Origin of the sequence: Streptomyces pyxinicus, assembly GCF_024753135.1 — a bacterium.
Lineage (GTDB): Bacteria > Actinomycetota > Actinomycetes > Streptomycetales > Streptomycetaceae > Streptomyces > Streptomyces pyxinicus.
In genome coordinates this window covers 45,220-70,551 of sequence record NZ_JANUGP010000030.1, presented here as the reverse complement: position 1 = coordinate 70,551, position 25,332 = coordinate 45,220, and the positions used below count along the sequence as shown (strand labels likewise).

Annotated in this window: 18 protein-coding genes and 1 pseudogene; 6 read left to right on the top strand and 13 right to left on the bottom strand. The window is 72.6% G+C overall.

Annotated elements, in window-relative coordinates; translation table 11 throughout:
- Positions 1-265: 265 nt before the first annotated feature.
- Positions 266-1,066 carry a sugar phosphate isomerase/epimerase family protein gene (locus NX794_RS29715; RefSeq protein WP_258782457.1) on the top strand — a complete coding sequence of 267 codons (801 nt, stop codon included), beginning with the start codon at positions 266-268 and terminating at the stop codon, positions 1,064-1,066.
- Between the two features lie 138 nt (positions 1,067-1,204).
- The gene (locus tag NX794_RS29710) at positions 1,205-3,079 is read left to right on the top strand and encodes a glycoside hydrolase family 3 protein (protein WP_258782456.1); all 1,875 of its coding nucleotides are present in this window, start codon (positions 1,205-1,207) and stop codon (positions 3,077-3,079) included.
- Positions 3,080-3,131: 52 nt separating this feature from the next.
- Here NX794_RS29710 and NX794_RS29705 read toward each other — a convergent pair whose 3' ends face one another.
- The 5 genes from NX794_RS29705 to NX794_RS29685 form a co-directional block, all read right to left on the bottom strand.
- Entirely contained in the window at positions 3,132-4,556 is a 1,425-nt protein-coding gene (locus tag NX794_RS29705; RefSeq protein WP_258782455.1) for a S28 family serine protease, read from the bottom strand.
- 112 nt (positions 4,557-4,668) lie between these two features.
- Positions 4,669-5,058 (bottom strand): hypothetical protein, encoded by a 390-nt coding sequence (locus NX794_RS29700; protein WP_428985983.1) that lies wholly within the window; start codon positions 5,056-5,058, stop codon positions 4,669-4,671.
- Between the two features lie 115 nt (positions 5,059-5,173).
- Positions 5,174-8,893: an ABC transporter ATP-binding protein gene (locus NX794_RS29695; RefSeq protein ID WP_258782453.1), complete on the bottom strand. Its 3,720-nt coding sequence runs from the start codon at positions 8,891-8,893 to the stop codon at positions 5,174-5,176.
- A 127-nt stretch (positions 8,894-9,020) separates the two neighbouring features.
- Positions 9,021-10,049 carry an esterase-like activity of phytase family protein gene (locus NX794_RS29690; protein ID WP_258782452.1) on the bottom strand — a complete coding sequence of 343 codons (1,029 nt, stop codon included), beginning with the start codon at positions 10,047-10,049 and terminating at the stop codon, positions 9,021-9,023.
- Positions 10,050-10,126: 77 nt separating this feature from the next.
- Positions 10,127-11,047: a serine hydrolase gene (locus NX794_RS29685; protein WP_258782451.1), complete on the bottom strand. Its 921-nt coding sequence runs from the start codon at positions 11,045-11,047 to the stop codon at positions 10,127-10,129.
- 415 nt (positions 11,048-11,462) lie between these two features.
- On the opposite strand from NX794_RS29685, the gene NX794_RS29680 reads away from it, so the two are divergent.
- Together NX794_RS29680 and NX794_RS29675 are read left to right on the top strand one after the other, a co-directional pair.
- Entirely contained in the window at positions 11,463-13,241 is a 1,779-nt protein-coding gene (locus tag NX794_RS29680) for a M4 family metallopeptidase (protein ID WP_428985985.1), read from the top strand.
- Positions 13,242-13,416: 175 nt separating this feature from the next.
- The gene (locus NX794_RS29675) at positions 13,417-13,824 is read left to right on the top strand and encodes a hypothetical protein (protein WP_258782444.1); all 408 of its coding nucleotides are present in this window, start codon (positions 13,417-13,419) and stop codon (positions 13,822-13,824) included.
- Here NX794_RS29675 and NX794_RS29670 read toward each other — a convergent pair.
- The 5 genes and pseudogenes from NX794_RS29670 to NX794_RS29650 form a co-directional block, all read right to left on the bottom strand.
- Positions 13,821-14,732 (bottom strand): class A beta-lactamase-related serine hydrolase, encoded by a 912-nt coding sequence (locus NX794_RS29670; protein WP_258782442.1) that lies wholly within the window; start codon positions 14,730-14,732, stop codon positions 13,821-13,823. The two genes, NX794_RS29675 and NX794_RS29670, sit on opposite strands and share 4 nt — an antisense overlap.
- Positions 14,733-14,865: 133 nt before the next feature.
- A pseudogene (locus tag NX794_RS29665) lies at positions 14,866-15,387 on the bottom strand (GntR family transcriptional regulator); the annotation flags it as partial.
- Between the two features lie 166 nt (positions 15,388-15,553).
- The gene (locus tag NX794_RS29660) at positions 15,554-17,239 is read right to left on the bottom strand and encodes a thiamine pyrophosphate-binding protein (protein ID WP_258782440.1); all 1,686 of its coding nucleotides are present in this window, start codon (positions 17,237-17,239) and stop codon (positions 15,554-15,556) included.
- Positions 17,236-18,216, bottom strand: coding sequence for an agmatinase (speB, locus tag NX794_RS29655; RefSeq protein WP_189294408.1), 981 nt, complete (start codon positions 18,214-18,216; stop codon positions 17,236-17,238). Before speB ends, NX794_RS29660 begins: the two co-directional genes overlap by 4 nt.
- Positions 18,217-18,271: 55 nt before the next feature.
- Positions 18,272-19,729 (bottom strand): sodium:solute symporter family protein, encoded by a 1,458-nt coding sequence (locus NX794_RS29650; RefSeq protein WP_258782438.1) that lies wholly within the window; start codon positions 19,727-19,729, stop codon positions 18,272-18,274.
- Between the two features lie 205 nt (positions 19,730-19,934).
- Here NX794_RS29650 and NX794_RS29645 point away from each other — a divergent pair, with 205 nt between their 5' ends.
- Complete coding sequence (locus NX794_RS29645) at positions 19,935-21,599, top strand: PucR family transcriptional regulator (RefSeq protein ID WP_258782436.1); 1,665 nt, start codon at positions 19,935-19,937, stop codon at positions 21,597-21,599.
- A 72-nt stretch (positions 21,600-21,671) separates the two neighbouring features.
- Complete coding sequence (locus NX794_RS29640) at positions 21,672-22,460, top strand: phosphatase (protein WP_258782435.1); 789 nt, start codon at positions 21,672-21,674, stop codon at positions 22,458-22,460.
- A gap of 103 nt (positions 22,461-22,563) precedes the next feature.
- Here NX794_RS29640 and NX794_RS29635 read toward each other — a convergent pair whose 3' ends face one another.
- From NX794_RS29635 to NX794_RS29625, 3 genes are all read right to left on the bottom strand, one after another.
- The gene (locus NX794_RS29635; RefSeq protein ID WP_258782433.1) at positions 22,564-22,923 is read right to left on the bottom strand and encodes a hypothetical protein; all 360 of its coding nucleotides are present in this window, start codon (positions 22,921-22,923) and stop codon (positions 22,564-22,566) included.
- A 309-nt stretch (positions 22,924-23,232) separates the two neighbouring features.
- On the bottom strand, positions 23,233-24,105 hold the full coding sequence (gene tesB, locus NX794_RS29630) for an acyl-CoA thioesterase II (RefSeq protein ID WP_258782432.1): 873 nt from the start codon (positions 24,103-24,105) through the stop codon (positions 23,233-23,235).
- A 34-nt stretch (positions 24,106-24,139) separates the two neighbouring features.
- Complete coding sequence (locus NX794_RS29625; RefSeq protein ID WP_258782431.1) at positions 24,140-25,297, bottom strand: acyl-CoA dehydrogenase family protein; 1,158 nt, start codon at positions 25,295-25,297, stop codon at positions 24,140-24,142.
- Between the last annotated feature and the right edge of the window lie 35 nt (positions 25,298-25,332).

The window sequence follows — 25,332 nt, the reverse complement described above, 5'->3', positions numbered from 1 at the left end:
GCCCCTTCTTGAGCGGTCTCGCGGACCGGACCGGCATCACTCTGCGCCCGGCGGGGCGGGCGGCGGCAGGGGCGGGCGGTGAACAGGCGGACAACGCGCGGCATGGGCTTGGCCAAGCCATGACGGTCCGGGGCGGGATGTCGCCGGGGCGTGGCCGGGACGTCACCGGCGTCACGGGGGCTTCACGGCCGCCGGCGGGACCGGGAGCCGATCCGGCGCCTGTCGCCCCGCATGACCCGGCCGAGGGCGGGTACGTTCGGTGCCCATGAAGCTCGCGTTCTCCACCCTCGGTGTCCCCGGCCTGCCCCTGCCCGACGTCCTCGCGCTCGCGACCGAGCACGGCTACCACGGTGTGGAGCTGCGCGCCCATCCCGAGGAACCGGTGCACCCGGGCCTCGCCCCTGCCGCCCGCGCCGACGCCGCCGCCCTGTTCGAGGGCTCCGGGATCGCGCTGCTGGGCCTCGCCGGGTACGTGCGCGTGGCGGCGCCCGGCGACGACGCCCCGGTGCTGGCGGAGCTGCGGGCCCTCCTGCAACTGGCGCACGACCTCGGCGCGCCGTTCGTGCGGGTCTTCCCCGGCGGCGACCCCGACCGGCCCCGGGAGGAGGCCGACGCGGTGGCCGCCCGGCGGCTGGGCAGTGCCGCCGAGGACGCCGCCGCGCTCGGTGTGCGCATCCTGCTGGAGACCCACGACTCGCACCGCACCGGCGCCGACGTGATCCGCATCCTCGGCCCGGTCGGGCACCGTCAGGTGGGCGCGCTGTGGGACGTCATGCACCCCTGGCTGGGCGGCGAGCAGCCCGCGGAGACCTACGCGGCCCTCGCCCCGCACCTCGGCTATGTGCAGGTCAAGGACATCGCCTCGGCCGAGGACCGCACCCCGCTGCCGCTCGGCGCGGGCGCGCTGCCGCTCACCGAGTGCGTGGACGTCCTCTCCCGGCAGGGCTGGGACGGCTGGCTGTGCTGGGAGTACGAGAAGCGCTGGTACGAGGACGCCGCCCCGCTCCCGGAGCTGCTGGGCGCGGGCCGGGAGCACCTGGTGCGGCTGCTGGGCGAGGCGGCGTAGCCCCGGCGCGCCTCCTGCCTTGCGCCGGTGGCGGCCCTGGCGCGGGTACTGTGCGTTCCCTTGACGGAAAGAAACTTCCCGGATATTCGTGACTCCTCGGAAGTTTCCTTCAGCGGTTCTCCTCTGGAAGGAGCGCACGTGCCCGACACCAGCACGGGAAGCACGGGAAGCACCGTAGACACCGCACGGCCGTCCAGACGTGCCGTCCTCGCCGCGACCGCGGGTCTCACCGCCGCGCTGTCCGTACCGGCGACCGCCAGTGCCGCCCCGCACGACGACCGCAGGCTGCGCGCCCTGGTCTCCCGGATGACGCTGGAGGAGAAGGTCGGCCAACTCTTCGTGACGCGGGCCTACGGCCACTCCGCCACCGCCCCCGACCAGGCCGACGTCGACGCCAACCTCCAGGAGCTGGGCGTCCGCACCGCCGCCGAACTGGTCGAGAGGTACCGGGTCGGCGGGATCATCTACTTCACCTGGGCGCACAACACCCGCGACCCGCACCAGATCGCGGACCTGTCCAACGGCCTCCAGCGCGTCTCCCTGGCACAGCCGCGCGGGCTGCCGTTGCTCATCGCCACCGACCAGGAGCACGGGGCCGTCTGCCGGATCGGGACGCCCGCGACGCTGCTGCCCGGCGCGATGGCGCTCGGCGCCGGCGGCTCCCGCTCCGACGCCCGAGCGCTGGGCCGGATCTCGGGCACCGAGCTGCGCGCGATGGGCGTCAACCAGGACTACTCCCCCGACGCCGACGTGAACGTCAACCCGGCCAACCCGGTCATCGGCGTGCGGTCCTTCGGCGCCGACCCGGACGCGGTGGCCGGCCTGGTCGCCGCCGAGGTGGCGGGGTACCAGTCGGCGCGGGTCGCGGCGACCGCCAAGCACTTCCCGGGCCACGGGGACACCGCCGTCGACAGCCACTACGGCTTCCCGGTCATCACGCACAGCCGGGAGCTGTGGGAGACGCTGGACGCGGTGCCGTTCCGGGCCGCGATCCAGGCCGGCATCGACTCGATCATGACCGCGCACATCCAGTTCCCGGGCCTGGACGGCTCCGGCGACCCGGCCACACTGTCCCACCCGATCGTCACCGGCATCCTGCGCGGCGAACTCGGCTACGACGGCGTGGTGATCACCGACTCGCTCGGCATGCAGGGCGTGCGCACGAAGTACGGCGACGACCGGGTGCCGGTGCTGGCGCTCAAGGCCGGTGTCGACCAGCTGCTCAACCCGCCGTCCATCGACGTGGCCTGGCACGCGGTGCTGAGCGCGGTCCAGGGCGGCGAGCTGACCGAGGCCCGGCTCGACGAATCGATCCTGCGCGTCCTGCGGCTGAAGGCCCGGCTCGGACTCCTCGACGAGCCGGGCGCCCCGTACGTCAGCGCGGCGGGCGTGGACCGGGCGGTGGGCACCCGGGCCCACCGGGAGGCCGCCGACCGGATCGCCGAGCGGACCACGACCCTGCTGGTCAACGAGGACGATCTGCTGCCGCTGCACCGCCGCGCCTCCCGCCGCGTCCTGGTGGTCGGCGCCGACCCGGCCTCCCCCACCGGCACCACCGGGCCGCCCACCGGAGTCCTGGCCGGCGCGCTCACCGAGCTGGGCTTCACCGCCACGGCCCTCTCCACCGGCACCGCCCCCTCGGCCGCGACGATCAGCAAGGCGGTCGCGGCGGCCGGGGACGCGGACGCGGTGGTCGTGGCGACGTACAACGTGACGGCGGGCAACTCCCAGCGGGCGCTGGTGGAACAGCTGGTGGCGACGGGCCGGCCGGTGGTGGCGGTGGCCGTGCGCAACCCGTACGACGTGGCCCAACTCCCCTTCGTGCAGGCCTGTCTGGCCACCTACTGCTGGACGGACGTCGAACTCCGGGCCGCGGCAAGGGTGATCGCCGGACGCGTGGCACCGCGCGGGAAGCTGCCGGTGCCGGTGCAGCGGGCCGACGACCCGGCGCGGGTGCTGTACCCGGTCGGGCACGGCCTGTCGTACGAGACGTACCCGGCGCACGAATCGTGACGCCCGGTCCGCCGCGTGGCCCCGGGAGCCGGGGCCACGCGGCGGAGCCGGGTCACGGGCGCAGGGCCGGCTCGCGTTCCACGTCGCGGACGTCGAGCTTCGCGTCGTAGCGGGCCAGCGGCCGGGCCGCCGACGGGTCGGCCTGGACGGCCTTCGGGGCGACGCCCGCCCACGCGAGGATGCGGGCGGTGGCGAGGGCCTTCTGGTCGGGGACCAGGCCGGCCACGTTCGCGCCGTGGTTCATGCCGGGCGCGGTGAAGACGTAGGAGTCACGGGCGCCCGCGCCGAGCCGGAAGCGCTCCGAGCCCCAGGGGTCGTTCTGGCCGTACACGTAGAGCATGTGCGTGGCGTGGTGCCGGACCCAGCTGTCCACGTCCCGCATGGCCCCGTCCTGGAAGCGCATCGGGATGGAGCGCGGCACGAAGTTGCGCGGCGGCTGGTAGCCGTAGCGGATCAGCCCCCGCTCGATGCGCGGGAAGTGGATGGTGGGGGCGCCCAGTTGGGTGCCGGCCTGGTAGTAGTACGGGGTGTACGTCTCCAGGCCCTGGTCGGTGTAGGCGGAGAAGCCGGAGATGGTGTCGACCGAGTTCCAGATCTCGTCGTCGCTCGCGGTGGCCGCGTGCGCCGGGACGGTGTCGCAGTCGGCCAGCAGGCTGTACTGCCAGAAGCCCCAGACGTAGTCGAGGACGACGGCCTCGTACGCCCGGTCCAGGCTGCCGATGGTGTCGAAGGTGTAGCCGTTGTCGGCCGCGTACCGCGCGTACTTCTTCTCCAGCGGCGCCCGGCGCACCAGCGCCTCGCGCTGTACGGCGTTCAGCCGGTCCCGGCACTCCTTGGTGCCGACGCGGGTGAAGAAGCGGTCGTAGGCCGAGTCCTCCTTGTTCACCACGTCGTTGGGGGCGACGTAGGCGACGACGCCGTCCATGTCGCGCGGGTGGAAGCGCTCGTAGTAGGTGGCCGTCATGCCGCCCTTGGAGCCGCCGGTGGTGAGCCAGTTGGCGGAGTAGATGGGCTTCAGCGCGGTGAACACCCGGTGTTCGTCGTCGGCCGCCTGCCGGATGTCGAGCTTGGACCAGTCGGCCGGCGCGGGCCGGGACGGGGTGAAGTAGCGGTATTCCAGGGAGACCTGGTTGCCGTCCACGATCTGGGTGGGCTCGCGGCGCGAGGGCGTGGTGGAGACGTTGTAGCCGCCGGTGTAGAGGACCGTCGGGCGGCTGGTGTCCTTGTGCAGCACGGTGATCCGCTGCTGGAAGGTGCCGCGGTCCGGGTGCCGGTGGTCGATCGGCTGGGTGTAGTTCAGGACGAAGAACCGGTAGCCGGGGTAGGGCTTCTCCTCGATCAGGCTCATGCCCGGGATCGCCAGGAGCCGGTCCTTGATGTCGGTGGGCCCGGACTGTGCGGCGGTGGCCGCGCCCGCCGTGCTCAACGCGCCTATGAGCACGGTGAACGCCAGCAGCCATCTGAGCACCTTGCGCATGCGCGCTCTCCCCTGTGAGACAGATGTGAGACGGATGTACGCCGGAAGCTATCCCAGCAACAGCTGCCACACCAGGGGTACTTGAGCGTAAGTCAGGGCACAGGCGGGGCGGTCAGCACAGAACCCAGCCCGTGCTGACCGAGTAGCGGCCCACCGTCCCCTTGATCCAGACGCAGCGGTGGCCGGCGTGCACGGTGACCGGGCCGGCCTGGTGCTTGTAGCGGCCCTTGTCCACGACCGGGCGGTTGCCGCGGGCCTGGACGCTGACGGCCATGGTCTGGGCGGCTCCGGGACGCCGGGGGACGGTGACGGCGCAGACATAGCCGTCCCGCTTGTAGACGTGGGTGACGCCGGTGCGGAACGCCAGGGTGCGCACCTGCCGGCCCGTGCAGGACTCGGACGTGGCGGCCTGGGCGACGCCCGCCGTGCCGAGGGCGAACACCCCGGACACGGCCAGCACGGCCGCGCCGAGCGCCAGCCGCCGCCGTATCGCCTCTCGCACCACTGCCGCCTCCCCTGCCACGCGAACATTCCCCCGATCACCGTACTGATGTACGGACGCGCGGCTGTGTCGGATGGTTGCACGACCGTCAGCGGGGCGCGTCGGCCCGGGCCGCTCAGCCCAGCGCGCCCACCGGCTCCTCCGGCTCGGCGCCGCCCACGAAGGTCCGCCACAGCTCGGCGTAGCGGCCCTCGCGGGCCAGCAGCGCCTCGTGGGTACCGTCCTCCACGACCCGGCCGTGGTCCATCACGACCACCCGGTCGGCGCGGGCCGCGGTGGTCAGGCGGTGGGCGACGACCAGCGTGGTACGACGGCCCGCGAGCCGGTCGGTGGCCTGGTTGACCTGGGCCTCGGTGGCCAGGTCGAGCGCGGCCGTGGCCTCGTCGAGGAGCAGGATGTCGGGGTTGACGAGTTCCGCGCGGGCCAGCGCGATCAGCTGGCGCTGGCCCGCCGAGAGGTTGCGGCCCCGCTCGGCGACCTCGTGCAGGTAGCCGCCCTCCAGCGTGGCGATCACCTCGTGGGCGCCGACCGCGCGCGCCGCCGCCTCCACCTCGGCGTCACTCGCGTCGGGGCGGCCGTAGGCGATGGCGTCCCGGACGGTGCCGGGGAACAGGTACGCCTCCTGCGGCACGACCCCGAGCCGGTGCCGGTAGGAGGTGAGGTCCAGCTCCCGCAGGTCCGTGCCGTCGGCCGTGACCCGGCCGCCGGTCGGGTCGTAGAACCGCGCGACCAGCTTGACCAGCGTCGACTTGCCGGCGCCGGTCTCGCCGACGAACGCGACCGTCTGCCCGGCCGGGATCGTGAGGTCGATCCCGGTCAGCGCCTCCTCCTCGGCGCCGTAGGCGAAGCGCACGTCCTCGAAGGCGAGGTCGCCGCGCAGCGACAGCACCTCCACCGGCTCCCGCGCCGCGTCCGTGGACGTCGGCTCGCGCAGCAGCTCCTGGATGCGGCCCAGCGAGACGGTGGCCTGCTGGTAGCCGTCGAAGACCTGGGAGAGCTGCTGGACGGGCGCGAAGAACAGGTCGATGTAGAGCAGGTACGCCACCAGCGCGCCCGTGGTGAGGGTGGCCGCCTCCACCCGGCCCGCGCCCGTGACCAGCACGGCCGCCGCCGCGACCGAGGACAGCAGCTGGACGAACGGGAAGTAGACCGAGATCAGCCACTGGCCGCGGACGCGGGCGGCGCGGTAGTCGGCGCTGCGCCCGGTGAACCGCCGCAGCCCCTCCCCCTCGCGCCGGAACGCCTGCACGATCCGCAGCCCCGCCACCGACTCCTGGAGGTCGGCGTTGACCGCGGACACCCGCTCACGGGCGAGCTGGTACGCCTTCACGCTCGCCCGGCGGAAGAAGTACGTCGCCACGACCAGCGGGGGCAGCGTGGCGAAGACGACCAGGGCCAGCTGGAGGTCGATGACCAGCAGGGCGACCATGATGCCGAAGAAGGTCACGACCGAGACGAACGCCGTGACCAGGCCGGTCTGCAGGAAGGTGGACAGGGCGTCGACGTCGGTCGTCATCCGGGTCATAATCCGGCCGGTCAGCTCGCGCTCGTAGTAGTCGAGGCCGAGCCGCTGGAGCTGGGCGAAGATCTTCAGCCGCAGCGTGTACAGGACGCGTTCGCCGGTGCGGCCCGTCATCCGGGTCTCGCCGGTCTGCGCGGCCCACTGCACGAGCACGGTCAGCAGCCCGAGCAGGGAGGCCGCCCAGACCGCGCCGAGGGCCGTCCTCGTGACTCCCTGGTCGATGCCGTGCCGGATCAGCACCGGCAGCAGCAGTCCGGCGCCCGCGTCCACGGCCACCAGCAGCAGGCTGACCAGCAGGGGCGCGCCGAAGCCGCGCAGCAGCCGGCGCAGGCCGTAGGAGTCCTCCGGCAGCACCGCGCGGCCCTCGTCGACGTCGGGGGTGTCGGTGGCCGGGGGCAGCGCCTCGACCTGGGCGAGGAGGGCGGGCGTGGCCGGGCTGCCGCCGAGCGCGGGATCCCGGGGCGCGCGGTCGCCGGTCCACAGCCGGGGGGTGACGCCCCGCTCGGCGTCGAACTCGGCGTCCAGCTCCTCGCGGACGGTGGTGTCCTCCACGGGCTCGGCCGGGCGGTCGTGGCCCGGGGAGACGCCGCCCAGCTCGTCGGGGTCGGTCAGCAGCCGGCGGTAGAGGGCGCAGCGCGCCTGGAGTTCCTCGTGGGTGCCGAGGTCGGCGAGCCGGCCGCCGTCCAGGACGGCGATGCGGTCGGCGAGGTTCAGGGTGGAGCGGCGGTGGGCGATCAGCAGGGTCGTACGGCCCCGCATGACGTGCGTGAGGGCCTCGTGGATCTCGTGCTCGACGCGGGCGTCCACGGCCGAGGTGGCGTCGTCGAGGACCAGCAGGCGCGGGTCGCTGAGCAGGGCGCGGGCGAGGGCGACACGCTGGCGCTGGCCGCCGGAGAGGGTCAGGCCCTGTTCGCCGACCTTGGTGTCGTAGCCCTCGGGCAGCTCTGCGATGAAGCGGTCGGCCTGGGCGGCGCGCGCGGCGGCCTCGATCTCCTCCTGGCCGGCGTCGGGGCGGCCGTAGGCGATGTTGGCGCGGACGGTGTCGGAGAACAGGAAGGAGTCCTCCGGCACCAGGCCGATCGCGGCCCGCAGCGAGTCGAGGGTCAGCTCGCGCACGTCGTGGCCGCCGACCAGGACGGCGCCGCGGCCGACGTCGTAGAAGCGCGGCAGGAGCAGGGAGAGGGTGGACTTGCCCGAGCCGGAGGAGCCGACCACGGCGAGGGTCTCGCCGGACCGGATCTCCAGGCTGAGCCCGTCGAGGACCTGAGGACCGCCTTCGTAGCCGAAGGACACGTCGTCGAACTCGACGGTTGCGGGCGCGTCGGCCGGCAGGGTCCGGGTGCCGTCCCGCAGCACCGGTTCGGTGTCGATCAGTTCCAGCACCCGTTCGGTGCCGGCGCGGGCCTGCTGGCCGACGGTGAGGACCACCGCGAGCATCCGCACCGGGCTGACGAGCTGGGCGAGGTAGGTGGAGAAGGCGACGAAGGTGCCGAGCGTGATGTGCCCGCGTACCGCCAGCCAGCCGCCGAGGGCCAGCATGGCGACCTGCCCGAGCGCCGGTACGGCCTGGAGGGCGGGGGTGTACCTGCTGTTCAGCCGGATGGTGCGCAGCCGCCCGGCGAACAGCCTGCGGCCGACCTCGCGGAGCTTGCCGGTCTCCTGCTCCTCCTGCCCGAACCCCTTGACCACGCGGACGCCGCTCACCGCGCCGTCCACCACCCCGGCGACGGCGGCGGCCTGCGCCTGCGCGTACCAGGTGGCCGGGTGCAGCCGGGAGCGGCTGCGCCGGGCTATCCAGCCGATCGCGGGCGCGACGGCGAGCGCGACCAGGGTCAGCGGCGGCGACAGCCACGCCATGATCACCAGGGAGATCAGGAACAGCAGGACGTTCCCGATGGTCATGGGCAGCATGAACAGCAGGCCCTGGATCAGCTGGAGGTCGCTGGTGGCCCGGCCGACCACCTGCCCGGTGGACAGCTCGTCCTGCCGGCGCCCGTCGAGCCGGGTGATGCTGCCGTACATCTCGGTGCGCAGGTCGTGCTGGACGTCGAGGGCGAGCCGCCCGCCGTAGTACCGGCGGACGTAGGCCAGCCCGTACACCAGGACGGCCGCGCCGAGCAGGGCGCCGGCCCAGGGGGCCATGTCCCGGCTGTGGTCGCCGATCACGTCGTCGATGATCACCTTGGTGATCAGCGGTACGACGGCCAGCACGGCCATGCCGGCCAGCGACGCGCCGAGGGCGAGGACGACGTCCTTGGGGTACCGCCACGCGTATCCCGCGAGCCGCCGGACCCATCCCCGTTCGTCCGCCACGCCGGTGCCTCCCTGTGTTCCCGCATCTGGTGCTGCTTCTGGTGCTGCGTCCGGTGCCGCTCTTCGGCCCTGGTCCGCCGGAAGGCACCAACGTCATCGCGGGCGGATTTCATCCCGCCGCAACACATCAGACGCGTACGCGCAGGAAGTAGAGGCGGGTGGTCTGGGCCGGGTTCTGGTTGTCGTCGCTGACCAGGAGCACCCGCAGGCGGCCCCGGCCGTCACGCCCCGTGACCGTCATGCCCTCGATGTTGTCGAGCAGGGGGTTCGGCTGGGGCTGCCTGGCGGTGGCGCCCAGGGAGGGGCAGTCCGCGATGTCGGCGAGCGGTGCCTTCCGGACCGGGCGCACCCCGGGCTGCCCGGTCAGGTACGGGATGCCGCTGGTGTCCGTGGCGTGCCGGGGGTCGGCCAGGTAGAGGCGGACCGTGTTGCCGACGCCCGGGGTGAAGCCGCGCTCCAGGACCAGGAGCCGGCCGTCGGGAGTGGCCTGCACCTCGGAGACACCGAGGCCGTCGTCGGCGCGGTAGGCGTACTGGGCGGCGAGCCGGAAGGGACCGTGCCCGGTCCGCCGCCAGGTCTGGAGACGGACGGTCCCGGCGCTGTCGCCGGAGATCGCGTCCTCCATGGCGGCCAGCAGGGTACGGCCGCCGGGCAGCAGGGTCAGCCCCTCGAAGGTCTGGTTGGCGGTGGCGCGCCCGGCCGGGGCGACCCGGAGCGGGTCCGGCACCGGGAGCCGGCCGAGGATCCGGCCGTCGCGGGAGTAGCGGCGCACGGACGGCTCGGTCTCGGAGCCGATCAGCCGGGTGCCGTCGTGGTCGATGACGAGTGCCTCGGAGTCGAGGTCGGCGCCCCGCTCGTCGGCGAGCCGGACGGCACCCTCGGGCGCCAGGGTGCGGGGGTCGAGCCGGAACAGGGAGGAGCGGTCCGCCAGGGCGGCGAGCGAGCCGTCCCGGTCGACGGCGAGGGCGGAGAGGTTGCCGACGAAGGTGCCGTCGTACGTCGTCTTGTCGAGCGCGTCGGAGAAGCGGTCCAGGGAGACGGTGGCCGAACAGGCGTGCTCGGTGAGGAGGTTGGCGTGCGCGGGTCCGGCGGCGGTCGGGGAGACGACCGCCGCCAGGCCGGCGGCGAGGGCGGCGAGTACGGTGCGTGGGCGCATGCCGGTCACCGTAGGGCGGCCCGGTGTCCGCCGGGGGACCGCCTCGTGACGTGCTGTTCAGTCAGCGGTCGTCGACGTCACCCCTGGGGAGGGGTCGCGACGAACGCCTCCTCCGGCCTGCTGGTCGGGAGGTAGCGCGCGGTGCTCTTGGTGGCCGGTACGAGGTCCTTGTGGACGGCGCGGGCGACGGCCTGGATGGTGTCGACGCCGTAGTCCATGGTGCTGTCGTCCTGGGTGAACACGCTGAGCATGTAGTCGTGTCCGGCGCCGTTGAAGGTGCCCAGGCTGTGCACCCGCCAGCCGTGCGTGGCCCGCTCCAGCCAGCCGTTCTTGACGTGCACGGCGACGGAGGCGGGGGCGCCGGCCGGGGTGCCCCAGCGCTGCTCGGGGATGACCTGGCCCATCAACTGGAGGATGTAGGCACGGGAGTTGTCGCTGAGCACGCTGTTCTTCGCGGTGACGAGCCGGAGCAGCTTCTGCTCGTCGGTGACGTTCTCCTGGGTGAGGCCCCAGTAGCCGTCGGCGCCGGGCACGGTCTTCGTCAGGCCGGCGGCGGTCAGGAAGCCCTGGATCCTGGCGTCGCCGAGCTGCTTCCACAGCGCGCTGGTGGCGTCGTTGTCCGACTGGGTGATCATGGCGGTGGCCAGGTCGGACTCGGTGTCGGTCAGGTACCGGCCGCTCTTCTTGGCGTCCCACAGCAGGGCGGCGAGCACGGTGACCTTGACGGTGCTGGCCGAGTCGAAGGCGGTGGTGGCCCGGAGGGTGCAGGTGGTGTTCGTGCCGCGGTCGTACAGGCCGACGGCGACCGTGCCGGTGCGGTTCTTCAGGGCGGCCGTGATGTCGGTCTTCAGTTTGTCGGCGAGGCCCGACTTCCCCGATGTACAACTCACGGCGGGTGGTGCGGCGGTGGCCGGGGCGGCGGTGACGGCCGATATGAGCAGAGCGGCACCGAGGCCGGCCGCGAGCAGCCCGCCCCGGCCGGATATCCGGTAAAGCACGAAACGTTCCCCCTTCGATTTCACATGGACGAGGGCATGTTCGCAGGGCCGGAAAGCGGGGGTGACGCGGGGGTGGCCGTACGCCTACGGCCGCCGGACCCGCCCCTTAACCGCCGTTTGGCGACCGCTTGTTGAAATGCGGCCGGAAGCGGACGCGAAAGCGGCTTTCTTCCCTCCCTTTTCCGTCACCCAGGCGTCACTGCCCGTACAACCGCGGTAAAGAACCACTAAAGGAAGGCGTTTGACTTTCCATCCGATCTTCCGGTGACGACGACTTTCGGGGAAAAGTGCCGCCCCAGAACCCACAAGGTTTTCACAGGAGTTCCCCACCGTGACCGGAGGGTGACCCTCCTGCGCTCCCCCACAGCGAAAGGCACTTTTCGTGCGTAGATCTCCCCTGGGCAAGCTGGCGATCATGGTTGTCATGGCGTCGACAGCCACATTGACCGCCGGCACGCTCGGCTCCGCCTCGGCCGCTCCCCGCTCCACCCCGGCCGCTTCCCACGCGATCACGGCCTCCGCGTCGCGTACCGCCCCGGCTCACGTGGTGGCCGTCGCGAGCGCCGCCGCCCACACCCACGCCACCGCGACCGGCGTCGGCCCGCACGACACCCTGAAGGCGACCGAGGCGCTGGTCGACCCCGACGGCAAGAAGCACGTCCACTTCGTCCGCACCCACCGCGGCCTGCCGGTGCTCGGCGCCGACCTGATCGTGCACCTGGACGCCCACGACAAGTACCTCGGCGTCACCCGGGCGACCACCCGGGCCATCGACCTCGCGAGCACCACGCCGAAGAAGTCCGCCGCCGCCGCGCGGACCGCCGCCGCCAAGGCGGGCAAGGGCACGGCCGGCAAGGCGAAGCTGGTCGTCAGCGCCCTCGCCGGGCACGCTCCCGCCCTCGCCTACCAGGTGCGGGTGACCGGCAGCAGCACGGCCGAGGGCACCGGCGCCCGGACCGTCGTCGTGGACGCCCGGACCGGCACGGTGCTCAGCAACACCCCGCTCAGCGACCCCTTCCTCTCCCCCGGGACGCTCGCCAAGCTCCGTAAGCGGCACGCCGGTTCGTCGGTGGCGTCGACCGCGCCGCGCCGGGAGGCGGCGGCCCCGCTGCCGGGCCTCGCGGCGAAGGCGGCGGCGTCCGGCACGGCGGCGACCGGCTACTCCCTCTACGACGGCACGGTGTCCCTGACGGCCACCCCGTACACGTACCAGGGCACCCAGTACTACATCCTGAAGGACCCGAACCGCGGCAACACCGAGGTGCGGGACGCCGACAACCAGCAGACCGAGAACTTCGACGACGGCTACCTCGCCGCCAGCACCAGCACCGCCTTCGGCAACGGCGCCACCAGCGACCGCAACACGGCCGCCGTCGACGCCATGTACGGCATCACCAACACCTTCGACTTCTACAAGAGCACCTTCGGGCGCAACGGCATCGCCAACGACGGCAACGGCGCGCACGGCATGGTCCACTTCGGCAACAAGGTCGGCAACGCCTTCTGGGACCCGGACTGCGACTGCATGCTCTACGGCGACGGCGACGGCAGCACCTTCAAGAAGCCGCTGGTGGTGCTGGACGTCACCGGGCACGAGCTGACCCACGGCGTGGTCGGCGCCACCGCGAACCTCCAGCCGACCCGGGTCGACAGCCAAGGCAACCAGTACGGCGAGCCCGGCGCGCTCAACGAGTCGCTCGCCGACATCTTCGGCACCGGCGTGGAGTTCGCCACCAACAACGCCAAGAACCCGCCGAACTACCTGATGGGCGAGAAGCTGGGCCTCTCCCAGGGCTTCCTGCGCCGCATGGACCAGCCGTCCCAGGACCGCCTCGAAGGCACCATCGACTACTGGTCGCCGTCCGTCACCAACACCGAGGTGCACGCCGGCTCCGGCGTCTCCTCGCACGCCTTCTACCTGCTCGCCGAGGGCAGCGGCCGGAAGACGATCGGCGGGGTGTCGTACAACTCGCCGACCTACGACGGTGGTTCCGTCACCGGCATCGGCCGGGCCAAGGCGCTGAACATCTTCTACTACGCCCTGACCCGCTACATGGTCTCCACGACCAGCTTCCACGGTGCCCGCACCGCCACGCTGAACGCCGCCAAGGACCTCTACGGCGCGAACAGCACCGAGTACCGGACCGTGGACCGGGCCTGGGCGGCGGTCAACGTGACCGCGAGCAACGGCTGATCACGTGTCGGCGCCGGGCCCTTCGGGGGTCCGGCGCCGGCGTCGTGCGCTCACCCTTCCGTGCGCTGGTGCGCCCCCTCGCGCCTCTTACGCCACCATGCTCCGCCCGGCGAGGCTCTGCGCCACGCCGCCGTCCCACCGTGGGACGGGGGCGCGACCCCGGGAGGACATACCGATGGACAGTGGAACCGGCAGGACCGGCAGGACCGGCAGGACCGGCGGGCGCCGGATAGCGACGGGAGCCGCCGCGGCACTGCTGGCGGCGCTCGGCGCGGTGGCCGCCGCGACGTCCCCGGCGGCAGCGGCCACCGGGGACGTCCTGATCGTCCAGAAGGGCAGCACGGGCAACCTGGTCTCCACGCAGACCTTCGTCTTCATCAAGGGTGTCACCGAGCAGGGCGACGGCGTGCAGGCCGGTGCCACCCAGTTCGCGGTCACGAACCTGACCGACCGCACCCTCACCCTGACGGAGAAGACCCCCGCCGGTGCCGTCGTGCACAGCGGCACGGTGGCCTCCGGCGGCAACGGCACCTTCGCGGTGACCGGCGGCGACACGGTATTCCTGACGGTGCCGGCCAACTAGCCGCGCGGCACCGCCACGAACGCCTCGCTCGGCCGGCTGGTCGGCGTGTACAGCTTCGTGCCCTTCGTGACCGGCACCAGGTCCTTGTGGACGGCCCTGGCCACGTCCTGGATCGTGGCCACGCCGTAGTCCATGGTGCTGTCGTCCTGCGTGAGCACGCTGAGCATGTAGTCGTGCCCGGCGCCGCTGAACGTGCCCAGGCTGTGCACCCGCCAGCCGTGCGTGGCCCGCTGGAGCCAGCCGTTCTTGACGTGCACGGCGACGGAGGCGGGGGCGCCGGCCGGGGTCCCCCAGCGCTGCGAGGTGACGACCTGCCCCATCAACTTGAGGATGTACGCCCGTGAATTGTCGCTCAGCACACCGTTCTTGGCGGTGACGAGCCGGAGCAGCTTCTGCTCGTCGGTGACGTTCTCCTGGGTCAGCCCCCAGTACTGACCCTCCCCTGGGACGGTCTTCGTCATCTCGGCGGCGCCGAGGAAACCCTTGATCTTCGTCGGACCGAGTTGCTTCCAGAGCTTGCTGGTGGCGTCGTTGTCCGACTGGGTGATCATGGCGGTGGCGAGCCTGGTCTCGGTGCTCGTCAGATACCGGTCACGCTTCTTCGCGTCCCACAGCAGCGCCGCGAGCACGGTCACCTTGACGGTGCTGGCCGAGTCGAAGGCACTGGTGGCCCGCAGCGTGCAGGTGGTGTCCGTGGCACGGTCGTACAGCCCGACGGCGACGGTACCCTTCCGGTTCTTCAGCGCGGCCGTGATGTCCGTCTTCAGCTTGTCGGCGAGGCCCGCCTTGGCCGACGTACAGCTGACGGCGGGCGCGGCGGCGGCAGCGGCCGGAGTGGCCACCGCCACCCCGGGTATGAGCACCCCCGCACCGAGGGCCGCCGCCAGCACGCGGGCACACGAGGTCATGCGAAAAGTCATGGAAGGGTCCCCCTGAGAACGACGTACGGGCGCACCCCCGCGCCCGTTTGATTGACTCGCCAGGGGGATCGGAAGTTGTACGGGTGTTCGCAGAGGGCCTGTTCCGAGGCTCAGCGTCGTGTCACGCCTCGAAGTCGTACTCCAAGACGTACGCGGCGGAGTCGAGCGTCATCTCGTTCACTTCCACGACCCGGCCCCCGGCGTCGAAGGCGGTGCGGGCGATCAGGACCACCGGTACGCCCGAAGGCAGGGCCAGCCGTTCGGCCTCGTCCTGGGCGGGCATGCGGGAGTGGAGTTCCTCGCGGAACCGGACCGGGGCGTGTCCGAGGTCCGCGAGCCGTGCGTACGTGCCGCCGGGTCCGGTGTCCGGCCGGGTGATGGGGCTGCCCTCGACCAGGTCGGCCGGCAGACGGGACGTGGAGAGCAGCACCGGCTTGCCTTCGAGGACGAAGCGGCGACGCCGTACCCAGACCTCGGTGCCTTCGTCCAGGCCCATGACCGCCGCGACGGCGGACGGCGCGGGCTCCCGGCCCACCTCGACGGAGTCCACGACGAGTTCGCGGTCCCCGATGTCGGCCGACCAGACCGAACGGCCCTCGCCCCACCGCGCCCGCGCCAGCCGCTCGATGCCTCGGCGCCGGACCTTCATCCAGACCTCCCCCTCCGGTTGTCCCTGGAGACCTTAGGCACCGGGGGCCTGGAAGGGGAGGGGGGTCGCGGCGCACGGGCGGGCCGGCGGTGTGCGCGTGGCGCGGTACGGCGGCCGCCCGCGCCGGGAGGTGACCCGAGGCGGTGTTGCCGCCCCCCGGCTAGCCCAGATGCGTAGCCGCGAACATCCGCAGTACCGCCGGGAGCACGAGCACCGACGGGCCCGGTGTCGACAGGGACTTCGTGAGGTCCGCTTGCAGGGTTTCCGGGGTGGTGTGGAGGGCGGGGACGCCGAAGGATTCCGCGAGGGCGACGAAGTCGGGGCGGGTGAGTTCTGTTGCCGTCGGCTGGCCGAAGGCGTCGGTCATGTACTCGCGGAGGATGCCGTAGCCGCCGTCGTCCACGATGAGCCAGGTGACGGGGAGGTCGTACTGGCGGGCCGTGGCCAGTTCGGCGATGGAGTAGAGGGCGCCGCCGTCGCCGGAGACCGCGAGGACCGGGCGGGTGGGGTCGGCGACCGCGGCGCCGAGGGCGGCGGGGAAGCCGTAGCCGAGGCCGCCGGCGCCCTGGGCCGAGTGCATGGTGTTGGTGCCCCGCGGGTCGAAGGCCGACCACGCCCAGTACGCCAGGATCGTCATGTCCCAGAAGGAGGGGGAGGTGGCGGGGAGGGCGGTGCGGATCGAGGACAGCAACTGCTGTTCCAGGGTCAGGTTTTGGGAGATGATGCGGGAGTTGACCTTGGACAGGAGGGTCGCCACGCGGGCCGGGGCCTCGGCGTCCGGGCGGGGCTCCGCCGTTTCCAGCAGGGCCTGGAGGGCGAGGCGGGCGTCGGCGTGGATGCCCAGGGCGGGGTGGTTGGACTCCAGTTTGCCGAGGTCGGCCTCGATCTGGATGACGCGGCCCCGGGGCTTGAACGTGTGGTAGTTAGACGAGAGTTCACCGAGGCCCGAGCCGACGACCAGCAGGACGTCCGCGTCCTCCAGGAAGTCCGTGGTGTGCCGGTCCTCCAGCCAGGACTGGAGGGAGAGGGGGTGCTCCCAGGGGAAGGCGCCCTTGCCGCCGAACGTCGTCACCACGGGGGCGTTCAGCCGCTCGGCCAGGGCCTTCACCTTGCCCGCGGCGTCCGCTCGGACCACGCCGCCGCCTGCGATGATCGCCGGGCGGGTCGCCGTCGAGAGCAAGTGAGCCGCCAGTGCCGTCAGTTCGGGGCGGGGGACCACGTCCTCCGGGGTCGCGTCCGGGGCCGTCACCACCGGCAGCGGGGTCGGGGCGAGCAGCACGTCCTGCGGGATCTCCACCCACACCGGGCCGTGCGGGGCGGTCAGCGCCGACTTCCAGGCCTCCGCGACGGCGGACGGGATCTGTGACTGGGTGCGGACCGTGTGGACCGACTTGACCACGCCCCGGAAGGAGGCGGACTGGTCCGGGAGTTCGTGGAGGTAGCCGTGGCGGCCGCCGCCCAGGCCGGCCGTCGGGATCTGGCTGCCGATCGCCAGCACGGGCGCGGAGGCCGCCGCCGCCTCCTGGAGGGCCGCCAGCGAGGTCAGCGCACCGGGGCCGGTGGAGAGCAGCAGCGGGGCCGCCTCACCGGTGACCCGGCCGTACGCGTCCGCCGCGAAGCCCGCGTTGTTCTCCACCCGCAGGCCCACATAGCGCAGCGAGGACCGGCGCAGGGCGTCGAACATGCCGAGCGCGTGCTGTCCGGGCAGGCCGAACACGGTCGTCGCGCCGAGCCCGGCCAGCGTCTCCACGACCAGGTCCCCGCCGTTGCGGCCGGGGGGAGGGTTCAGCGCGGCCTCCTGCTGGGCGGCGGTCGGGCGGAGTACCAGGTCGTGGTCGTGGGTCACTTCGCTTCCGCGTCCTTCCGGGCCGCCGCGATCTGGCGGCTCATGATGGTGGTCAGTTCGTAGGCGGTGTGGGAGGCCGCGACCGAGGTGATCTCCGCGTGGTCGTACGCGGGGGCCACCTCGACGACGTCCGCCGACACCAGGTTGCACGATGCCAGGCCGCGCAGGATCTCCAGCAGCTCGCGGGAGGTCATGCCGCCGGCCTCGGGGGTGCCGGTGCCGGGCGCGTGGGCCGGGTCGAGGCAGTCGATGTCGATGGAGATGTACAGCGGCCGGTCCCCGATCCGCTGGCGGAGCTGGTCCGCGACCTCGTCGGCGCCGCGCCGGTAGACGTCCGCCGAGGTGACGATGCCGAAGCCCATCTTCTCGTCGTCGGTGAGGTCCTGCTTGCCGTACAGCGGGCCGCGCGTGCCGACGTGCGAGAGGGCGGAGGTGTCGAGGATGCCCTCCTCCACCGCCCGGCGGAACGGGGTGCCGTGGGTGTACTCGGCGCCGAAGTAGGTGTCCCAGGTGTCGAGGTGGGCGTCGAAGTGCAGCAGGGCGACCGGGCCGTGCTTCTTCGCCACCGAGCGCAGCAGCGGCAGTGCGATGGTGTGGTCGCCGCCGAGCGTCATCAGGCGGGCGCCGGTGCCGAGCAGGTCGTCGGCCGCGGCCTCGATCGTCTCGACGGCCTCGTTGATGTTGAACGGGTTCACGGCGATGTCGCCGCCGTCCGCGACCTGCGCGAGGGCGAACGGGGAGGCGTCCTGCGCCGGGTTGTACGGGCGCAGCAGCCGGGACGCCTCGCGGATGGCGTTGCCGCCGAAGCGGGCGCCGGGCCGGTACGAGACGCCGGAGTCGAACGGCACGCCCACCACCGCGACGTCGGCGGTGCCGACCTCGTCCAGGCGGGGCAGCCGGGCGAAGGTCGCGGGACCGGCGTAGCGCGGGACGCGGGAGGAGTCGACGGGACCGCGGGGCGTCTCGTTGCTGCTCATGTGGATTGCCTTCTTTCCTGCGCTTCGTCGCGCATGTACTGCTTTCCCGGTGACTCTACTGCTGAGCCGGGACCGGTTCGGACACGAGTTCGGGCGACCGTCCGGCGAGCCGCTCCCGCCAGACGGCGAGGACGGCCTCGTCGGTGGGCCGGGTCGCCAGGGAGACGGCGACATAGACGGTGAGGGAGGCGAGCAGGCCGTAGTAGACGGGCTCGTTGGCGAGGATGCCGTAGCCCGCCATCAGGCCGATCACGGCGAGGCCGCCGACGGCCACGGCGGCCAGCGCGCCCTGCGCGGTGCCGCGCTTCCACAGCAGGCCGCCGAGGATGGGCACGAGCAGGCCGCCGACGAGCAGGTTGTACGCCACGGTCAGCGCCTGCACCACGTCGTTGAGGGCGATCGCCGTACCGATCACCGCGAGGCCCATGACCAGGATGAAGGCGCGGTTGCCGGCCACCTCGTCGTGGTCCTCGGAGCGCTTGGCGGCGCCGCGCAGCCGGGACCAGATGTCGTTGTTGGCGACGGTGGCGCAGGCGATCAGCGCGCCGGAGGACGTGGACATGACCGCGGCGAGAGCGGCAGCCAGCACCAGGCCGCGCACCCCGACGGGCAGTTCGTCCTTGACGATGGTGGCGAACGCGTCGTCCGGGCTGCCCAGCTTGGGGTACATGACCTTGGCGGCGGTGCCGATGACCGCGCCGGCGAGGGCGTAGGCCAGGCAGTAGGTGCCGGCGACGGTGCCGCCCCAGCGGGCCGTCCGGTCGCTGCGGGCGGTGAAGACGCGCTGCCAGATGTCCTGGCCGATCAGCATGCCGAAGGTGTAGATGAGCACGTAGGTGAAGATCGTCTCGCCGCCGATGCCCAGCGGGTCGAAGTACTCGGTGGGCAGCTTGGCCCTCATCGCGGAGAAGCCGCCCGCCTTGACCACGGCGACGGGCAGGAGCAGCAGCAGGACGCCGATGGTCTTGACGACGAACTGCACCATGTCGGTCAGCGTGATCGACCACATGCCGCCGAGGGTGGAGTACGCGACGACGATCGTGCCGCCGAGGACGATCGCGACGGTGCGGTTCAGGTCGAAGAGGACGTCGAAGATCGTGGCGTAGGCGATGGTGGACGTCACCGCGAGCATGAGGGTGTACGCCCACATGACCACACCGGAGATCACGCCGGCCCGGCCGCCGTAGCGCAGGTCGAGCATCTCGGAGACGGTGTAGACCTTCAGGCGGGCGATGCGGGCGGAGAAGAAGACGGACAGGGCCAGCAGGCCGAGGCCGATGGTGAGGACCATCCAGGCGCCGGAGAGGCCGTACCGGTAGCCGAGGCCCACCCCGCCGATGGTGGAGGCGCCGCCGAGCACGATCGCGGCCATGGTGCCGGAGTACATCACGGGGCCGAGGCGGCGGCCGGCCACCAGGAACTCGCTCTTGGACCGGGCGCGGCGCATGCCCCACCAGCCCATCGCCAGCATGCCGGCGAGATAGACGACGATCACTGTGTAGTCGACGGCCATGGGGCCCTCCTTCGCTCACGGTCGGTGGCGTGTCGTGCAGAGAGATGGGGTCCCTCCGGGAGGGAGGGTTCCTCCGGAAGGGGAGGCACGCCGGCAGCGGTGCGCGGGGACATCCGCCCGTACCCGCGGCTGCCGGTTCCTGATGACCCTAGGTGGCCGGAAAGCGACTGCGAAGAGTACGTTTCATCCATCGGGGCGGGGGTGAATGGAGGAAACGCACACCATGGCGGAGACGGCCGGACCCGCGGTTCCCCCGACCCCACCGGTGCCGCTCGCGGCGCTGCTGGCCCGGGAGGACCTGGGGCTGCGGCAGCTCGCGGGGCCCGCCGCGCCGGGCACGGTGATCCACTGGGCGCACACCTCGGAGATGGCCGACCCCTATCCCTACTTGCTCGGCGGCGAGCTGCTGCTGACGGCCGGGGTGCACATCCCGGAGGCGGCCGGGTCGGGCACGTACTTCGCCGACTACGTCTCCCGGATCGTCGCGGCGGGCGGCGCGGCCCTCGGGTTCGGTCTGGCGCCGGTGCACGACACGGTGCCGCGGGCGCTGGTCGCGGCCTGCGACACCTACGGGCTGCCCCTGCTGGAGGTGCCGCCCCGGACCACGTTCTCCGGAGTGGCCCGCGCGGTCTGGCAGCTGATGGCCCAGGCCCGCCTGGCCGAGCTGCGCCGGGTCACCGAGGCCCAGCAGAGCCTGGCCGCGGCGGCCTCCCGCCCGGCCCCGGTCCCCGCCGTCCTGCGCCGGCTCGCCCGGCACGTGGGCGGCCGCGCGGTCCTGTACGGCCCCGACGGCACGCGGACCGCGGCGGCGGGCCGGGAGATCCCGCACGATGCCGAGCGCGCGCTGACCCGCCTGGCGGAGGTGGTACGGCCGCCCCGGGGCGCGGCCCCCGATCCGGCCGCCGTCCCCGGGCCGACGCCCCCGCCGGGTCGCCCCGGCCCGGCTGCCGACTCGGGGCCCGCGTCCCCTCCGGCCGACGCGCACCTCCCGGGGACCGGCCGGGGAACCTCCTCGTCCCCGCCGGCACCGGCCCCCGCGGCCGTACAAACCACCCCGCCGACGCCCGCCTCCGCCACCGACACCCTCGGCGACACGCACCTCGCCGCCTACGCGCTCGGGTCCGGGGACGGGTTCGTGCTCGGGGTGGTGGCGGGGCGGCGGGAGGCCGGGGATCACACCATCGCGTCCGTCGCCGCCGTGCTGTTGTCACTGCTCACCGGACGGGAGCAGAGCGAGGCCGGGGCGGCCCGGTCCTCGGCGCTGGTACGGCTGCTGCTCGGCGCGGCGCCCGAGGAGGTGGCTCCGCTGCTCGGCACCGGCCGGTGGCTGGTGGTGCACGCGCGGCCGGAGGGGCAGCCCGCCGACGCCATGGCCGCCTCCGCGCTGGGCGCCGCGCTGGGCTCCCCGCTGGTCGACCTCGGCCGGGACGTCGTACGGGTCCTGGTGCCGGCCGGGCGGAACCCCGAGCCGCAGCCCGGATGGACGCTCGGGGTCAGTGCCGGTGCCGGGCCCGAGCAGTGGCCCGACGGGGACACACAGGCGGCCCGCGCCCTGGCCCGCGCCCGTGCCACCCGCGCACCGCTGGTCCGGCACGGCACCCGTACGGGGCTCGCGGAGTTGGTGCCCACGGCGGACGCGCGGGCGCACGCCGCCGCCCTGCTCGCCCCCCTCGCCGGACAGCCCTCCCTCACGGAGACCCTGCGCGCCTGGCTGTCGCTGCACGGCAGTTGGGATCGTACGGCGGTCGCGCTCGGCGTGCACCGCAACACCGTCCGCCAGCGGATCGCCCGCTGCGCCGCGCTGCTGGGGACCGACCTGGACGACCCGGACGTCCGCATGGAGCTGTGGTTCGCGCTGCGGCGCAGCTGAGGGCGGGTGCGGCCCGTCCCACGCTCCGGTATGCCCGGGACGGCCGTCCCCGTCTGCCTCACAATGGGGGGCATGCCGATATCCGGGACGCCCAGCCGTGCTCAGCTCGTCGACCATCTGGTGAGGACCCGTATCGCGGGGGACGTCGCCACGCCCCGCGAGAACAACCTCTCCCACTACCGCCAGCTCGCCAACGGCGTCCGCAACTACTGGCTCGGCCTGGAGCTGGGCGACCGCTGGACGGACGAGCAGGACGTGCTCGCGGTGATGGCGGAGCGGGTCGGGGTGAACGACGACCCCGAGTACCGGTACGGCCAGGACACCATCGACCCGGAGCTGACCGTCGACGCCCTGGAGCGGATGGCGGCGCGGCTGCGCAAGGCGGCCGAGGACCGGCAGCGGGTGCTGTTCGCGACCGGGCACCCGGGCGGCCTGCTCGACGTGCACCGGGCCACCGCCGACGCGTTGCGCACCGCCGGCTGCGAGATCGTGGTGATCCCGGAGGGGCTCCAGACGGACGAGGGCTATGTCCAGCAGTTCGCCGACGTGGCCGTCCTGGAGCACGGCGCGTCGCTGTGGCACACCCACTCCGGGGAGCCGATGCGGGCCATCCTGACCGGACTTGAGCGCGCGGGCCGTCCACTGCCGGACCTGGTCGTCGCCGACCACGGCTGGGCGGGCTACGCGGGACAGCACGGCGTGGACTCCGTGGGCTACGCCGACTGCAACGACCCGGCGCTGTTCCTCGCCGAGTCCGAGGGGACCGTACAGGTGGTGGTGCCGCTCGACGACCACGTCGTCAGCCCCCGCTTCTACGACCCGATGACGGCGTATCTGCTGGCGGAGACGGGCCTGGTCTGACAGGTCACCGGGAACGCGGCGACGGCCGGTGAGAGCGGCGATGCGGCACCGGGTACCGGCGCCGCACCGTCACATCGGGGTTGTGGTCGGTCAGTTGCCAGGATCAGCGACCTCCGTGTCCTCCGCCGCCATGGCCTCCGCCGTGGCCACCACCGTGGCCGCCGCCGTAGCCGCCGTGGCCTCCGCCATAGCCGCCGTGGTCGCCGTGGCCACCGTAGCCGCCGTGGTCGTTGCCCCAGCCCCAGCCGCCGTGGCCGCCGTAGCCGTAGTCGTCGTCATCGTCGTTCCACCAGTTGTTGTGATGACCCCTGCCGTGGTCGTCCCAGCTCCTGCTGTGGCTGTAGGAGTGGTCACCGTGGTCCGACGCCGAGGCGGTGCCTGCCGTGCCGATCGCGGCTCCGCCGGCCAGCAGCAGTCCGGTGGCGGACATGGCGACAAGACGCCTCGTGCGGTGTGCTCGCATGGGAATACCTTCCATCTCCATCGTCTCTCGCGGCTCCCCTGAGGAAGAGGCGAGGTGGATGGCCGTGCCGCCGGCAAACAGGAGATGTGCGGCACGGTCTTGAGGTGTCACCGCAACGCGTGGATGTGAGTCGGCATTCGCCCTGGCGCCGACGCCTGCAGCCCGCCCGGACGCTTGTGCGCCCTCCGGGTGCTGCGGCTGAGATCCCGAGGTCCGAGACCTCGCCGGCCGAGCGTGCCGTCCGCTGCGGCTTTCACTCCAAGAGCCTAGTCCCGCTTGCGTCATACGTCACGTCGAAAGACACCCCTGTCACATCCGTCTCGGAATGCGGACAACCCCCTCCTGGACGACCGAGATGGCGAGCTGTCCGTCCTGGGTATAGATGCGGGCTTGGCCCAGGCCGCGGCCGCCGTGCGCGGAGGGCGACTCCTGGTCGTAGAGCAGCCATTCGTCGGCACGGAAAGGCCGGTGGAACCACATCGCGTGGTCCAGCGAGGCCCCGACGACGTCGCCGACGGCCCATCCGCCGCGGCCGTGCGCGAGCAGCACGGAGTCCAGCAGGGTCATGTCGGAGACGTAGGTGGCGAGGACGATGTGGAGGAGCCGGTCGTCGTCCAGCTTGCCGTTGGTGCGGAACCAGACCTGGCTGTGCGGCTCGCGCGGCTCGCCGAACCTGCCGTACGGCGGCTCGTCCACGTATCGGAGGTCGATGGCCTCGCGGGCCTCCAGGAAGCGTTCGACCACGTCGGGCGCGAGGTGGGCGTAGCCGCGCAGCCGCTCCGGGGAGGTCGGCAGGGTCGCCGGGTCGGGCGCGGGCGGCATCGGAGCCTGGTGGTCGAGGCCCTCCTCGTACGCCTGGAAGGACGCCGAGAGGTGGAAGATCGGCTTGCCGTGCTGGACGGCGACGACGCGCCGGGTGGTGAAGGACCGCCCGTCGCGGATGCGGTCCACGGTGTAGACGATGGGCGCGCCGGGGTCCCCGGGGCGCAGGAAGTACGCGTGCAGGGAGTGGGCGGGCCGGTCGGCGGGGACCGTACGGCCGGCGGCGACCAGCGCCTGCGCCGCGACCTGCCCGCCGAAGACCCGGGGGACGACGGCGGAGCGGGACCGGCCGCGGAAGATGTCCTCCTCGATCCGCTCCAGGTCGAGCAGATCGAGGAGGTCCTGGAGTGCCTGGCTCATGGCGGTGTGACGGCGGCCGGCGGTGGCGTGCGCCCTACAGGCCCATGTCCTTGGCGATGATCGACTTCATGATCTCGCTGGTGCCGCCGTAGATGCGGTTGACGCGGTTGTCCGCGTACAGGCGGGCGATCGGGTACTCGTTCATGTAGCCGTAGCCGCCGTGCAGCTGGAGGCAGCGGTCGATGACGCGGTGGGCGACCTCGGTGCAGAACAGCTTGGCGGAGGCGGCCTCGGCGGGGGTCAGCTCGCCGGCGTCGAGGGCCTCGGTGGCGCGGTCGGCGACGGCCTCGGCGGCGTCCACCTCGGCCTGGCAGGCGGCCAGCTCGAACTTGGTGTTCTGGAAGTGGGCGACCGGCTTGCCGAAGACGGTACGTTCCTGCACGTAACTCTTGGCGAACCGGACGGCGGCCTTGGCCTGCGCGTAGGCGCCGAAGGCGATGCCCCAGCGCTCGGAGGCGAGGTTGTGGCCGAGGTAATAGAAGCCCTTGTTCTCCTCGCCGAGCAGGTCCTCGACCGGGACCTTGACGTCGACGAAGGCCAGCTCGGCGGTGTCGGAGGTCTTCAGGCCGAGCTTGTCCAGCTTGCGGCCCACGGAGTAGCCCTCGGACTTGGTGTCGACGGCGAACAGCGAGATGCCGTGGCGGCGGTCCTCGGCGGTGGGCGCGGAGGTGCGGGCGCACACGATCACGCGGTCGGCGTGCACACCGCCGGTGATGAAGGTCTTGGCGCCGTTGAGGACGTAGTGCGTGCCGTCCTCGGAGAGCCTGGCGGTGGACTTCATGCCCGCGAGGTCGGAACCGGTGCCCGGCTCCGTCATCGCGATGGCCCACATCTCCTCGCCGGTGACGAACTTCGGCAGGTACCGCTTCTTCTGCTCGTCGGTGGCGAGCATCTTGATGTACGGCAGGGCGAGCAGCACGTGCACGCCGGAGCCGCCGAACTGGACGCCGGCGCGGGCGGTCTCCTCGTAGAGGACGGCCTCGAACTTGTGGCTGTCCAGGCCGGCGCCGCCGAACTCCTCGGGCACGTTGATGCCGAAGATGCCCAGGTCGCCGAGCTTGTGGTAGAAGTCGCGCGGCGCCTGGCCGGCGGCGAACCACTCGTCGTAGACCGGCACGACCTCGGCCTCGATGAAGGCGCGCAGAGTCTCCCGGAACGCCTCGTGATCCTCGTTGAACACCGTACGGCGCACGCCGCCACCTCCACGTACCTCAGCCTGGACAGCAC

Coding starts and splice junctions, on each gene's coding strand:
- NX794_RS29650 (WP_258782438.1), bottom strand. CDS start 19,729: ATGGCCGTCGACTACACAGTGATCGTCGTCTATCTCGCCGGCATGCTG.
- NX794_RS29640 (WP_258782435.1), top strand. CDS start 21,672: ATGCCGATATCCGGGACGCCCAGCCGTGCTCAGCTCGTCGACCATCTG.
- NX794_RS29645 (WP_258782436.1), top strand. CDS start 19,935: ATGGAGGAAACGCACACCATGGCGGAGACGGCCGGACCCGCGGTTCCC.
- NX794_RS29705 (WP_258782455.1), bottom strand. CDS start 4,556: ATGCGCAAGGTGCTCAGATGGCTGCTGGCGTTCACCGTGCTCATAGGC.
- NX794_RS29690 (WP_258782452.1), bottom strand. CDS start 10,049: ATGCGCCCACGCACCGTACTCGCCGCCCTCGCCGCCGGCCTGGCGGCG.
- speB (WP_189294408.1), bottom strand. CDS start 18,216: ATGAGCAGCAACGAGACGCCCCGCGGTCCCGTCGACTCCTCCCGCGTC.
- NX794_RS29715 (WP_258782457.1), top strand. CDS start 266: ATGAAGCTCGCGTTCTCCACCCTCGGTGTCCCCGGCCTGCCCCTGCCC.
- NX794_RS29670 (WP_258782442.1), bottom strand. CDS start 14,732: ATGACCTCGTGTGCCCGCGTGCTGGCGGCGGCCCTCGGTGCGGGGGTG.
- NX794_RS29635 (WP_258782433.1), bottom strand. CDS start 22,923: ATGCGAGCACACCGCACGAGGCGTCTTGTCGCCATGTCCGCCACCGGA.
- NX794_RS29675 (WP_258782444.1), top strand. CDS start 13,417: ATGGACAGTGGAACCGGCAGGACCGGCAGGACCGGCAGGACCGGCGGG.
- tesB (WP_258782432.1), bottom strand. CDS start 24,105: ATGAGCCAGGCACTCCAGGACCTCCTCGATCTGCTCGACCTGGAGCGG.
- NX794_RS29680 (WP_428985985.1), top strand. CDS start 11,463: ATGGTTGTCATGGCGTCGACAGCCACATTGACCGCCGGCACGCTCGGC.